Origin of the sequence: Domibacillus aminovorans, from assembly GCF_001643235.1 — a bacterium.
Lineage (GTDB): Bacteria > Bacillota > Bacilli > Bacillales > Domibacillaceae > Domibacillus > Domibacillus aminovorans.
This window is the reverse complement of the sequence record NZ_LQWY01000067.1, coordinates 35,064-49,067: the sequence shown is the minus strand read 5'-3', so window position 1 is coordinate 49,067 and position 14,004 is coordinate 35,064. Positions and strand designations below refer to the sequence as shown.

Here is a 14,004-nt window from a genome sequence, read left to right as displayed (position 1 = left end):
TTTATTCTATAAAAGAAAAGATGATTAATTAATGATGAAAGAAAACGACTATACTATCCCATTTGTTTTTAAACTGATTGCGGGAAGCCTTGTGTTTGTTGGGATGTTTGTGATAGCGATGGTATTCGGAGCAGCGGACATCACGCTTAAAGATGTTTGGCTGGCACTTTCTTCTCAAACGAAGGGAAATGCTATTTCCATTATCCGTGAAATTCGCCTGCCGCGTGAAATTGCCGCAATTTTTGTCGGAGCGGCATTAGCTGTTTCGGGTGCAATGATGCAAGGTATGACAAGAAATCCACTGGCCGACCCCAGTTTACTTGGATTAACTGCTGGTGCAAATGCTGCACTGGCAATGACCGTGGCTTTTATCCCTGCAGCCAATTATTTTGGAATCATGATTGCTTGTTTTGTGGGGGCGGCTATCGGAGCCATGATGGTTTTCGGTCTTGGTGCTATGAAAAAGGGTGGCTTTTCCCCTCTGCGAATTGTACTCGCCGGTGCGGCTGTTTCTGTCTTCCTATCTGCTATCGCAGAAGGAATTGGTATTTACTTCAAAGTTTCAAAAGATGTATCCATGTGGACCGCCGGAGGATTGATCGGTACTTCATGGGGACAGCTTCAAGTGATCGTGCCCTTCATTTCGATCAGTATACTTATTTCTCTTATCCTCTCAAGACAACTGACCATTCTTAGTTTAAACGAAGAAACAGCTGTTGGATTAGGTCAAAAGACAACTCAAATAAAAACGATCCTATTTATTGTCATTACATTACTCGCCGGTGCTTCTGTAGCACTTGCTGGGAATATGGCATTTATCGGTTTAATGGTTCCTCATATAGTTCGAGCAATCGTTGGAACTGATTATCGTTATATTATACCGATGGCAGCTGTTTCAGGAGCCATTTTTATGCTGTTTGCCGATACGCTTGGCCGTACAATCAATTCTCCTTATGAAACACCTGTGGCGGCTATTGTTGCCATGCTGGGCTTGCCCTTCTTTCTTTTAATCGTCCACAAAGGAGGCAAAGCATTCTCATGATTCAGCCAGCGTTACTCAAAAAACAGCGAATCATCTTTTGTCTGTTAACAGCACTTATTATATTGACAGCCGTTATTGGAATGGGAATCGGTTATGCCTCGTTAACGTATGACAGGCTGATCCCAACTTTTCTTGGTCAAGGTACGTTTAAAGAAGATTTTATTTTATTTTCTGTTCGATTACCACGGATAATTATTACGTTATTAGCGGGCATGGCTCTTGCCCTATCCGGTGCTATTTTACAAGGAATTACGCGCAATGATTTAGCGGATCCTGGCATTATCGGTATTAATTCTGGAGCCGGTGTGGCCATTGCTGTTTTCTTTTTGTTTGTCCCTGTGCAAGCAGGAGCATTCGTTTATTTGCTTCCAATTGTTGCTTTCATAGGTGCTTTAATCACTGCATGCTTAATCTATGTGTTTTCATATAACCGAAATGTAGGTCTTCAACCCGTTCGTTTAGTGCTCGTTGGGATCGGATTTTCAATGGCACTTTCCGGTATCATGATTGTACTAATTTCATCGGCTGAACGTTCAAAAGTGGATTTTATCGCGAAATGGTTAGCCGGGAATATTTGGGGTGCCGATTGGCCTTTTATATGGGCAATCCTTCCTTGGTTGGTAGTCCTTATTCCCTTTACGCTATACAAAGCCAATCGTTTAAATCTTCTTGGACTTAGCGAACCTGTGGCGATTGGCATCGGGGTTTCGATTGAAAAGGAACGGATTGTCTTGCTCTTAACAGCGGTTGCGCTAGCAGCTTCTGCCGTTTCCGTCACAGGTGGAATTGCCTTTATCGGGCTCATCGCTCCCCATATCGCAAAAGCGCTAGTAGGACCGAGAAATCAATTGTTTCTCCCCCTTGCCATTCTGATTGGCGGATGGCTATTATTACTTGCAGACACCATCGGACGTAATTTAGTTGATCCGGATGGTATTCCAGCAGGTATTATGGCCGCATTAATTGGTGCACCCTATTTTATGTATTTATTATTGAAAAAATAAGGCGCACCATCTTAGACTGTAAATAAAATCCCTTGAGAATGGACATATTCCCAAGGGATTTTATCGCATCCTCAATTTTATTTTGTTCAACTAAATTATCTGCTTTTAAAATCAAATGCACTTTGTTTAAATAAGCTTTTGCCCTCTCATCACTTTTTTTACTATCTAATGCCCCTCAAATAATCCTTCATCCTTACTAAAATTATCTTCTGTCACAGCATCTAGACCCTTTTGAATGGCGTTTTGTTATTATTCATCTGTTTTTGAGTTGCATCCTCCAAGTATTATTAGTAACCCTAACGAAGCCGCCATTACAATTTTCATTCTATGTATCATTCCCTACCATTATAAATACCTATCAAGCTTCGACAAATGTCGGGGCGTGACAGGCATCGATCTAATAAAAGCGCTTGCCAAATTAAAAATCTTATTTATAATACTTGTATACAAGTATACTTGATTAATTAAGAAGGTGAATTTATGGCCGAATCAAGGGAATTTCTATATCCCTCCAAATGGCTTTCAAAGGCCTCTGCTGGTAATCGTGTAACATCCGAGCTTAGAATGCGTATTATTTCCGGCGAGATCGAAAGCGGTACCATATTATCAGAAAATAAATTAGCTGTAGATTTTGCTGTAAGCCGCTCACCCATTCGTGAAGCGTTAAAAATACTGGCATCCGAAAATATCATCCGATTAGAAAGAATGGGTGCAGTTGTTATTGGTTTATCAGATAAAGAAATAGAAGAAATTTATGATGTCCGTTTACTCATAGAATCGTTTGTATTTGAACGGCTTGTAAGGATGGACACTAATGAATTAGTAAAGGAACTTAGTAAAATACTAGAAATGATGAAAGTCGCAATCAAATATAGTGATGCTGATGAGTTTTCATATCAAGATGTCTTGTTCCATGAAACGATTATTCATGCAGTTAATCATTCATATATCCTGATGATCTGGAATAATTTAAAACCCGTTATGGAAAGCTTCATTCTTTTGTCGATGCGTATGCGTTTCAAAGAAAAGTATGAAGACTTTACACGAATTGTAAAAAATCATGAGCTTTATATTGAAGCGATCAAAACAAAAGATAGAGACCTCATGATTAAGTCTTTCCATGAAAACTTTGATGATGTTCAAGTTAAAGTAGAAGACCTATGGATGTCACAACAAATGCTGTCTAAAGGAGTAGTACAACAAAATGACTAACTATATGTTAGGTATAGATATCGGAACCACAAGTACGAAAGCCGTTTTATTTAGTGAAAAAGGCGAAGTCATCCAACAAGAAAATATCGGGTACCCGCTTTATACACCGGATATGTCGACAGGTGAACAAAATCCAGAAGAGATTTTTCAGGCAGTCCTACAAGCCATTTCAAATATAATGAAACATCATTCACAAAAAAAGCTATCGTTTGTTTCATTTAGCAGTGCCATGCATAGTGTCATTGCCATGGATGAAAATGAGCATCCGCTGACGCCTTGTATCACATGGGCAGATAATCGTAGTGAAGCATGGGCACATAAAATAAAAGATGAGTTGAATGGCCATGAAGTCTATAAACGAACGGGAACACCGATTCACCCCATGTCACCATTAACTAAAATAGCTTGGATTGTGAATGACCTTCCTGAAACTGCTGTCAAGGTTAAAAAATATATCGGAATTAAAGAATATATTTTTAAAAAGTTCTTTGATCAATATGTTGTCGATTATTCCCTGGCTTCAGCCATGGGCTTGATGAATCTCAAAACACTAGATTGGGATGAAGAAGCATTAAAAATTGCTGGTATAACACCTGCTCAATTATCTGAGCTCGTACCAACAACCAAGATATTTACCAACTGTGATTCAGATTTAGCAAAACAGATTGGTATCGATCCACAAACACCATTTGTCATTGGTGCCAGCGATGGAGTCCTTTCTAATCTAGGTGTAAATGCGATACGAAAAGGCGAAATTGCCATCACAATTGGGACAAGCGGTGCCATTCGAACCATTATTGACAAGCCGCAAACAGACGAAAAGGGAAGAATATTTTGTTATGCCTTAACGGAAAAGCACTGGGTAATTGGCGGACCGGTAAACAATGGGGGGATGGTCCTTCGCTGGATTCGTGATGAACTTGCCTCATCAGAAGTAGAAACAGCGAAAAGACTAGGAATTGATCCATATGATGTATTAACCAAGATTGCTGAACGTGTAAAACCCGGAGCTAATGGATTGTTATTCCATCCATACCTTGCTGGTGAACGTGCGCCATTATGGAATCCAGACGTACGTGGCTCATTCTTCGGTTTAACGATGTCTCATAAGAAAGAACATATGATTCGCGCAGCCCTAGAAGGAGTCATTTACAATTTATACACAGTATTTTTAGCATTAACCGAATGCATGGACGGTCCTGTGACCCGAATTCAAGCTACTGGAGGCTTCGCAAGGTCAGATGTTTGGCGGCAAATGATGTCCGATATATTCGCATCTGAAGTAGTCGTTCCAGAAAGCTACGAAAGTTCTTGTCTAGGTGCTTGTATTTTAGGCTTATATGCCACCGGAAAAATCCAATCATTTGAAGTCGTTTCTGAAATGGTTGGCAGTACCAACAAACACACACCAAAAGAAGATGCAACAAAAGAATATAGGCAATTACTGCCGATTTTCATTAACCTATATAGAGTATTAGAAAACGATTATACACGGATTGCCAATTATCAAAGAAGCTTAATAAAACACTAATAAGATAAACAGCAGGAGGAAATTACAATGCCATTAGTTATTGTAGCAATTGGAATTTTAGCATTATTAATTTTAATAATGGGCTTCAAATTAAACACCTTTATTTCATTAATCATTGTATCGTTCGGTGTCGCTTTAGCACTTGGAATGCCATTAGAGGAAATTGTTAAAACCGTTGAAGCCGGATTAGGCGGAACACTTGGTCACTTAGCGTTAATCTTTGGACTTGGAGCGATGTTAGGTAAGTTGATCGCTGATTCTGGTGGCGCTCAAAGAATTGCCATGACCCTCGTTAACAAATTTGGTGAAAAAAATATTCAATGGGCGGTCGTAGCTGCTTCATTCATTATCGGTGTGGCGTTATTTTTCGAAGTAGGATTAGTATTATTAATTCCAATCGTATTTGCCATTTCAAAAGAATTAAAGGTTTCTATCTTATATCTCGGTATTCCGATGGCTGCAGCTTTATCCGTAACACACGGTTTCTTACCTCCACACCCAGGACCTACAGTTATTGCTGGTGAATATGGCGCGGACCTTGGTGAGGTTTTACTTTACGGTTTCATTATTGCAATTCCAACAGTTATTTTAGCTGGACCTGTATTTACTAAGCTTACCAAAAAACTCGTACCTGCTTCATTTGAAAAAACTGGTAACATCGCCTCTTTAGGTGAACAAAAAGTATTTAAATTGGAAGACACACCTGGATTTGGTATCAGTGTATTTACTGCAATGCTTCCTGTTATTTTAATGTCTATTGCTACGATTATTACTTTGCTTCAAAAAACAATGGGATTTGAAGATAATAGCTTACTAGCAGCTATCCGTTTTATTGGTGATGCATCAACCTCCATGTTGATTTCCTTATTAGTCGCTGTCTATACAATGGGATTAGCAAGAAAAATCCCAATCAAAAATGTAATGGAATCTTGTACAACTGCTATTACTCATATTGGGATGATGCTCTTAATCATTGGGGGCGGCGGAGCCTTCAAACAAGTATTGATTGATGGCGGCGTAGGTGACTATGTAGCCGAATTATTCCAAGGAACTTCATTATCACCAATCTTGCTTGCCTGGATCATCGCTGCAATCTTACGTATTTCCTTAGGTTCTGCTACTGTTGCAGCTTTAACAACTGCCGGTTTAGTTATTCCAATGTTAGGACAATCTGACGTTAATCTTGCTTTAGTCGTGCTTGCAACAGGAGCGGGTAGTTTAATAGCTTCACATGTTAACGATGCTGGCTTCTGGATGTTTAAAGAGTATTTTGGCCTAAGCATGAAAGAAACATTTGCAACATGGACATTGCTTGAGACAATCGTTTCTGTAGCTGGATTAGGATTTGTTCTATTACTAAGTTTATTCGTATAAACCAATATTTTCGGGCAGTAGATCCCCCACTTATTCTCTTAGTATCTTCTGAGTCTATAAGTGAGGGTTTTACTGCCTATTAATCTTAAATAAAAGGAGCAGGAAGAAATGTTCAATACAATTGGTGTCATTGGTTTAAGGGTAATGGGCAGTAATATTGCTTTAAATATGGCTAGTAAAGTGAGCAAGTGGCTGTCTATAATTATACGAGGGATTTAACCGATAAACTTGTTGATAACATTGAAGATCAATCAATTCATCCCTACTACGAAATTCAAGATTTTGTTCACTCCTTAGAACATCCAAGAAAAATAATCCTTATGGTCACAGCAGGATTATTTTGGTGCCCATACTTATGAACGAAGTGATTTAACAGGATTCTTTCACACAAACTGGCAGTGATTGATAGTGGTAGTAAAAGATTCATTATTTCTTCACTATACCTGTACTATTTCGTAAGACAGTTCCTCTTATTTTTTGAAGAAGGAACCTTTAAAAATCTATGAAATTTAGAATAAAAAAACAGATAGGACAAAACTCTTCTTGGGAACCAGTAACATGTCTTTCATCCGGGTTCTGAAGGACAGTAATCTCCATGGAAATACGAAAAGTGTCCTTCATCCAGTACTAATGATAGGATAGATGTAAATTAATATAAAAAACCGCATCTATTTATGGTACGGTTCATTTCTGTTGATCCTGAAACTCCGATACACTTGCTCCACTAAAATCAACCGCATTAACTGGTGCGGGAATGTCATATTCGAAAATGACAACTTTTCATCTGCACGGTTCAGCACAGTATCACTCAGGCCGAGTGATCCGCCTATGATGAAGGCAATTTTGCTTTTTCCGTATGTGGCAAGTTTGTCGAGATCAGCTGCGAGAGCTTCGGATGATTTCATTTTTCCGTTAATAGCAAGAGCAATGACGTATGTGTCCTGTCCAATTTTTGAAAGGATTCTTTCTCCTTCTTTTTCTTTTACCTGAATCATTTCAGCATCGCTCAGGACTTCTGGCGCTTTTTCGTCAGCTATTTCAATGATGTCCATTTTCGCATAAGCCGAAAGTCGTTTGACATACTCATCAATGCCTTGTTTTAAGTACTTTTCCTTTAACTTACCGACTGTTATAATAGAGATATTCACAATACAACCCACCTTACAAACAATTTACAAACAGGTTATCCACAGAAGTTATCCACATATCAACATTCTTTCTGTTTATATTTTACCATATCTTACACCTGTGAATATCATACTTTTCCTCTCTTCTTTTTAACTCCTACAGAAATAAAAGAATGAATTTTCATACTTTTTTGATAATTTTATATTTTATTACAGAATTTTGTTTCAATATTATTAAAGATCGTTTTCACATAATTAAAAAATTCCCGTTATCAACATGATGATAACGGGAATTTTCTGACTTTATCCACATACCCACAGAATTCATCCACATTTTGTGCCCGAATATTAGTTTCCTACCACATACATGGCTTGATTTTTACAAAACTCACATGAAATCGTTTCTTCTACTTTTTCTATTTTAGGCGCTGTTTCATACTCATCAACAGCAATATCCAAGGCTAACTCGGCATGTTCTAAACAACAATACATCTTTTTTCCCCCATTAAAAATCACTTTCCGCTACTAATTTTAACTCAGTCTGCTGTTGTTTTCCACCGCGATAGTATGTGATAGTGACACTGTCTCCTGCTTTTTTATTGTTATACATATATTTACGCAGTTCGATAACGTCTTTAATTGGTTTACCGTCCAGTTCGGTAATCACGTCGTATTCACGCAGCCCCGCTTCTGCTGCCGGTGATTTGGTGAGCACCTGCTCAATGATGACACCTTCTGTTACCGTTTCAGGAAGTTTGAGTGTTTGCTGCTGATGATACGATGGCAATTCATTGACATTTTGAAGCGTGATGCCCATAGCAGGACGCTTCACTTCTCCAAATGATTCAAGGTCTTTAATGATTGGCAGTGCTGCATCAATTGGAATGGATAGTCCGATCCCTTCAACAGCATTTTCGGCAATTTTCATCGAGTTGATACCGATCACCTGTCCGGCAATGTTAACAAGTGCGCCGCCACTGTTACCCGGGTTAATTGCCGCATCTGTTTGCAATACTTCTGCCTGCCAGTCGTTCACCATGTCACCGTTTAAATCAACAGGAATGGCACGTTCAAGTCCCGAGACGACACCTTGCGTAACGGAGCCGGAAAATTCAAGACCAAGTGGATTTCCGATCGCGATAACCGGTTCGCCTATTTTCAATGCCTCCGAATTGCCAAATTCAGCTGTTTTCTCGACATTTTTACCGCTGATCGATAAGACAGCAAGATCTGTCCATACATCGCTGCCAATAAGCTTTGCCGGTTCTTTCGTGCCATCCGCAAGCGTTACTTCCAGCTGCTGTGAGCCTTCAATAACGTGGTAGTTCGTGATGATAAATGCTTTATCTCCATCTTTTTTATAAATAACACCGCTTCCTGTACCCGCTTCCTGCGTCGTCGCTTCTGATCCGAAAAAACTCATTGTTTCTTGAATGTTTGTAATGCCGACGACCGTATCTTTCGCTTTATCAACTGCTTTTGTCACGTCTGTTGTCACATCAAACGAAACTTGTTCTGTTCGGCCAGATGATTGATTTTCAACGACAGTTCGTTCGTCGTTCTGGTAATCCATTATGGATGGAATTGTTGCGACGACCAATCCCGCGCCAATAACAACACCTGCCAGCCCAGATAAAAAATAACCGCCTTTTCCACCACCCTTATTACGTCCAATGCGTCCTTCATCATAATAACCCATGTATTCCTCATCCTTTCCACTCGGTTATTGTCTCACCATTCACTTTATCTATTCTGAAAAATTATACGCCTTTGACTAAAAAAAGGACAACTGATAAGGAAGAAAATAAGGTTCAAGCCTATTTTGACCACTTATACAAGTTTTTGATCGCTTAGCCATATTTGTGACCAGTCCACGTCTTTTCTAACCGCTCATCCTGCTTTTTGACCATTTAATTAATCAAAAAATGTCCCCAGCGCACAAGCTAGGGACGTTTCGTTTAAATCATAGCAAGCGGTGTTGACGTTTTCGGATCGGTATCAAATAAATGAAATTGTTCTCCGACACCGGCGTCTTTCATTTGTAGTGTTTGCGTGACACTCATTTTTGCAAGTTCTTTCATATTATTATCTGTGCTTAAATGCGCCAAATAAATTCGTTTCGTGTTCGGTCCAATGACATCATTCATGGCGAGTGCAGCATCTTCATTCGATACGTGGCCGACATCACTTAAAATGCGCTGTTTAATGTTCCATGGATAGCGGCCCATACGCAGCATTCCGACGTCATGATTACTTTCGAACACATAGGCATCCGCATTTTTGATTAAACCTTTCATTCGGTCACTGACGTAGCCTGTATCTGTAATCAGCACAAGTTTTTTGCTGCCGTGATGAAAAATATAAAACATCGGCTCGGCCGCATCATGTGATACGCCGAATGACTGGATGTCAAGTGCGCCGAATGTTTTCACTGTTTCCATTTCGAATATAAACTTCTGGCTGTCATCAATGGTACCCGTTAATCGGTCCATTGCCCGCCACGTCTTTTCATTGGCGTATACCGGCAATTTATATTTTCTGGCCAGCACACCTAGTCCTTTAATATGGTCACTATGTTCATGTGTAACAAGAATGCCGGAAAGGTCCGCAATCTTCTTGCCGATCGATGAAAATAGTTCCTCCATCTTTTTACCGCTCAATCCCGCGTCCACAAGGAACGATTGACCGTCTGATTCCACAAAAATTGCGTTGCCGGTACTTCCACTTGCAAGCACACTAAATTGCATCGTCATGTATTACCACTCCAGTTAAATTACGACTCTTTTTCCGTTTGATAAATCGATCCGTCAAATGCATTCACATAAATTTCTTCCGTTTTATCATCTTTTTTCAGCTGAAAGTACCATGTCGGTGACAGTACCTGTGCTTCTGTTAGCTGTACGACGGTATAGTAGCCAAGTTCTGCATTGGCAATTTCACTATCCGGCTGAATGAGGCCATTTTTGTACAAGGCATCAATCGCCTGGAAGGCTGGTAAAATCGCTTCTTCTTCACGGTTTTCATCAATGTCTGACAGCATCGTCTGTGTATAGCCAATAATGTTGTCAGCATCATCCAACTGCACCGTTAAATAACCACTTCTATTTTTGAACAGTTTTTTATCATCAAACTGTTGATAAAAAATAACTGTTTTTTCATCACGGTTCCGCTTCCAATAGGAATAGCGGTCGCCCTGAAGCACGTTGTTTTTCACAAAAGAGACAATTTTTTCGCGTGTTGCCTTATCCGTGTCATATGGCTTGTCCAGCTCACTAACAACTTCTGTTCCATTGTTAATTGTCATCCTCTGCTTCGTTAAAAAGAAAAACTCTTTTTCAGAGAATATTTTCGGTTTGGCCGTAATAATGGACAGCTCTTCGGCATCCACCGGCATTTTTTCGTATTCAATTCGGTCGGACTGAAGCTTTTCTTCAATTGATGTTTCCTTAATGACTTCAAAACGGGTCGCATCGTATTTGTTAAAAAACATGACTGCTAGAAACAGATCGAGCACAAGGAACACAGCGATAAAAATCGTTTTCGTTTTACTCCAATCCATCGGCCGCTCCCCCTCCACCAGTCACAAGACGCTGCCACGTTCCATTATATTTGTAGTACCAGGAAGGCTCAAGCGCTAAAATTTTCGGTGATTCACGCTCAACGGTCATTTCATAACCAACCTGCATATCTGTCAAAAGAGACACATCAATTTCTTGACTGAGCACTTTGCTAATGGCTTCTTCTCCGCTTTCAAGCTCAATCGGGGTCTTTGTTTCTGGAAGCGGACTATCAAGCTGAATGATAAAAGAAGGACGTTTATATTGATAAATACGTTCACGTCCCCAAGTTTGAGATAATTCAGCCATCCCCTCCATCCCCTGCTCATTAAATACTGGATAATCATCTAAGAACAACCGGTAACTAATGAACGACGAACCTGGTGTTGTGCTGAACAGCCGGTACTCATCCACCCAGCCATTATGGTCATTGACGAAGCTAATACTTTTATCAATAAGCGTATTAAGCGCCATTTTCTGACCGATTTCATTTTCTAATGCCAAATTCAAATACGTAATGACACCGGTACTGTGGTTAACACGCATTAAACTTGAACCGTCTGTGTATTCATCACTTCCCAAGCTCGTTCCACGTTTTACGTAACTTGGATCATTAAACAGGGCTTTTTTAAAGGTTTCAGCCTCTATTTGTTCGGGCAAATATTTTTGCGTATATAATACCGGTGCTTCTTTTCTTACAAACAAAAGTGGTCCATTTGGAATTTGATGCGCGATGTATGGTTCAAGATGATCTGATTGTACCAAATAGCGCATTTTAAATTCTGCAAGTGATGCGGATTCAATCCGGCTTTTAAATACGAGCCGTTCCTGTACGGAAACGAAGTAAACAGACGCGCTGTTACTTTGCTCTTCCTCTTTAATTACCATCCGGTCAAATACGGCACTCGGGACATCTGAATGATTAAAAGCCAATATATTTTTAATGGTATTAAACGGAATGGATCCAGAAAAAAATAATTCGACATGAGAATCACCAGTCAACAGTTCATTAAATTCTTGCTCATTCAATAAACTAGAAATATTTTCCGGTTCATAAAATATCCATGAAGCCATTTCCTCCATGAACCATGTTAACTCTTCTTCTGCCACCGTTCCGTAATGTTGATCCTGCAAATGGGTTACAATTTTAGATGGCTTCAGCAGCGCTGAAATTTTGCGTTGCTGGCCAATTTCTACTTCTTTTACAATTGTATCTGAGCTGTCTTTAATCGTTTCATAAGAAGGCTTGTAGTTCCAGATGCCCCATGTAAACGCCAGGCTTATGAGCACAAACAGCGCGAGGGCAGCAGATTTGATTTTTTCATAATTCATACCCAATCATCCTCTTCGGAAAGATCTGCCGGCAATGTAAAGAAAATCGTTGTCCCTTTTCCTTCCACACTCTTCGCCCAAATGTGGCCGTCATGTGCACCAATCAATTCTTTTGCAATCGCAAGACCAAGACCGGTACCGCCCATTTTCCGCGAACGAGCCCGATCTACACGGTAAAAACGTTCAAAAATGCGCTCAAGGCTCTTTTTCGGAATACCCATTCCTTGATCACTGACGCTTATTTGAATCGTGTCACCATGCTCTTCCACTTTAAATGAAACGAGTCCGCCTTCTGGCGAATATTTCAGCGCATTGGAAATAATATTATCGATGACCTGCGTCAGTTTATCCTGGTCGATTGTGACATAAATCGGATAGCGTGGCAGTTTACGTCGGAATGTAACTTCCTGCGATTTCGTCATTTCAAAACGATCAATAATTTTATTGAAAAACTCGATAAAATCGGTATCTTTCTTCGTTAAATTGTATTCGCGGCTGTCGAATTTTGATAATTGCAACAAATCATTCACGAGCCGGATCATCCGCTCGGTCTCTGTCTGTGCCACATCAAGAAAATTCGGTGCAATGTCCGGATCCTGCCATGCCCCATCAGCTAGCGCTTCTAAGTAGCTGCGCATCGTCGTAAGCGGCGTCCGCAGTTCATGTGAAACATTCGTCACGAATTCACGGCGTTCTATTTCAATTTTTTCCTGTTCAGTAATGTCATGTAAAACTGTAATTAACCCATTGACGAAGCCCGTTTCTTTTTGAATAACCGAGAAGTTTGCCCGTAAGATATATGGGCGGTCATGCGTACTATAATCAAGAATGACCGAATCCTGCTCATTTAATAACTCATCAAATGAATAGTCTTCCTCTAAATTTAGCAGAGACACAATCGGCTGTGAAATAATTGTTTCACGTGAAACATTCAGCATTTTTGACGCTGGTTCATTAATTAAAATAACACGGCCACGGCGGTCTGTCGCAATTACCCCATCAGTCATGTGTGACAAAACCGATGACAGCTTACGACGCTCACCTTCTGTTGTCGCTTGCGATTCCTGAAGCCGCTTCGTTAAATTATTGAATGTTACAGCGAGTTCACCAATTTCATCTTGGCCATACACTTTTACTTTTCTCGAGAAGTTTCCTTTTCCAAGAGCAACCGCCTGACGCCTCATATCGGTAATTGGCCTTGTAATGGTTCTCGCTAGTGTAATGCCTAGTATCGCGGTAATAGCTAGTGCTAAAATTGCCGCAGAAAATAGGATTTCATTAATATCATCTAGCTGACTGAATACGGTTTCGATATCTCCAATTAAATAAACGGCACCGATCACTTCACTATTTGATAAAATAGGAGACGTCAATACCCAAACACGCTGACCAGTCCGGTCGTCAATAAACATATTATTTTCTGTCGCACCAGCAGACAGTGCCCGTTTTATGGCAATCTCGGTCATACGCTGGCCGACGACACCTTGATTATTCGCATCAGATGTACCGATAATCCGGCTCCGCTCATCAACGATACGCACTTCTGTAATATCTCTGGCAGAAAAATCTTCTAAAATACCCCGAATATCCTGCTCAAGTGTATTAGATTCATCATTGCGCTCTTTCAACATTTCTTCACGTAAATTGTACTCCAATAAATTAACACGTTCTTGCAAAGAGGTTTTAAAATTCGTGACAAATTTTTCCTCAAGGGAGTTTACGAAATACACGCTAATAACTTGCATCGCAAATAAAATAAGCAGCACATATGTAAGCACAAATTTCATTTGAATCGAACGAAAAAAACCTACTCCTTTCATCAATG

12 protein-coding genes and 2 pseudogenes are annotated in these 14,004 nt (G+C 40.0%); 7 read left to right on the top strand and 7 right to left on the bottom strand.

The features are described 5' to 3' along the window. The first annotated feature begins 31 nt into the window (after positions 1-31). The 7 genes and pseudogenes from AWH49_RS16055 to AWH49_RS21405 all read left to right on the top strand — a co-directional run. Positions 32-1,042: a FecCD family ABC transporter permease gene (locus AWH49_RS16055; RefSeq protein WP_063966547.1), complete on the top strand. Its 1,011-nt coding sequence runs from the start codon at positions 32-34 to the stop codon at positions 1,040-1,042. Beyond that, positions 1,039-2,046, top strand: coding sequence for a FecCD family ABC transporter permease (locus AWH49_RS16050; RefSeq protein WP_063966546.1), 1,008 nt, complete (start codon positions 1,039-1,041; stop codon positions 2,044-2,046). Before AWH49_RS16055 ends, AWH49_RS16050 begins: the two co-directional genes overlap by 4 nt. Positions 2,047-2,526: 480 nt before the next feature. Then, positions 2,527-3,258 carry a GntR family transcriptional regulator gene (locus AWH49_RS16045; protein ID WP_063966545.1) on the top strand — a complete coding sequence of 244 codons (732 nt, stop codon included), beginning with the start codon at positions 2,527-2,529 and terminating at the stop codon, positions 3,256-3,258. Beyond that, the gene (gntK, locus tag AWH49_RS16040) at positions 3,251-4,789 is read left to right on the top strand and encodes a gluconokinase (protein ID WP_063966544.1); all 1,539 of its coding nucleotides are present in this window, start codon (positions 3,251-3,253) and stop codon (positions 4,787-4,789) included. The genes AWH49_RS16045 and gntK overlap by 8 nt, the downstream gene beginning before the upstream one ends. A 27-nt stretch (positions 4,790-4,816) precedes the next feature. Then, positions 4,817-6,163 carry a GntP family permease gene (locus AWH49_RS16035; protein ID WP_063966543.1) on the top strand — a complete coding sequence of 449 codons (1,347 nt, stop codon included), beginning with the start codon at positions 4,817-4,819 and terminating at the stop codon, positions 6,161-6,163. A 108-nt stretch (positions 6,164-6,271) separates the two neighbouring features. Continuing rightward, positions 6,272-6,498: pseudogene (locus tag AWH49_RS19605) on the top strand (NAD(P)-binding domain-containing protein); the annotation flags it as partial. Between the two features lie 22 nt (positions 6,499-6,520). Beyond that, a pseudogene (locus AWH49_RS21405) lies at positions 6,521-6,565 on the top strand (hypothetical protein); the annotation flags it as partial. Between the two features lie 266 nt (positions 6,566-6,831). Here AWH49_RS21405 and rlmH read toward each other — a convergent pair. The 7 genes from rlmH to walK all read right to left on the bottom strand — a co-directional run bounded on the left by rlmH (position 6,832) and on the right by walK (position 13,999). Then, on the bottom strand, positions 6,832-7,311 hold the full coding sequence (rlmH, locus tag AWH49_RS16030; RefSeq protein WP_063966542.1) for a 23S rRNA (pseudouridine(1915)-N(3))-methyltransferase RlmH: 480 nt from the start codon (positions 7,309-7,311) through the stop codon (positions 6,832-6,834). Between the two features lie 327 nt (positions 7,312-7,638). Next, positions 7,639-7,782, bottom strand: coding sequence for a CxxH/CxxC protein (locus AWH49_RS16025; protein WP_018395023.1), 144 nt, complete (start codon positions 7,780-7,782; stop codon positions 7,639-7,641). Positions 7,783-7,795: 13 nt separating this feature from the next. Next, positions 7,796-8,989 (bottom strand): S1C family serine protease, encoded by a 1,194-nt coding sequence (locus tag AWH49_RS16020; protein WP_063966541.1) that lies wholly within the window; start codon positions 8,987-8,989, stop codon positions 7,796-7,798. Between the two features lie 259 nt (positions 8,990-9,248). Then, entirely contained in the window at positions 9,249-10,043 is a 795-nt protein-coding gene (locus AWH49_RS16015; protein ID WP_063966540.1) for an MBL fold metallo-hydrolase, read from the bottom strand. A 20-nt stretch (positions 10,044-10,063) separates the two neighbouring features. Further along, entirely contained in the window at positions 10,064-10,849 is a 786-nt protein-coding gene (locus tag AWH49_RS16010) for a two-component system regulatory protein YycI (RefSeq protein ID WP_063966539.1), read from the bottom strand. Further along, a complete protein-coding gene (locus AWH49_RS16005) occupies positions 10,836-12,179 on the bottom strand; it encodes a YycH family regulatory protein (RefSeq protein ID WP_063966538.1) in 1,344 nt (447 codons plus the stop codon). The genes AWH49_RS16010 and AWH49_RS16005 overlap by 14 nt, the downstream gene beginning before the upstream one ends. Beyond that, entirely contained in the window at positions 12,176-13,999 is a 1,824-nt protein-coding gene (walK, locus tag AWH49_RS16000; protein ID WP_063966537.1) for a cell wall metabolism sensor histidine kinase WalK, read from the bottom strand. The genes AWH49_RS16005 and walK overlap by 4 nt, the downstream gene beginning before the upstream one ends. Between the last annotated feature and the right edge of the window lie 5 nt (positions 14,000-14,004).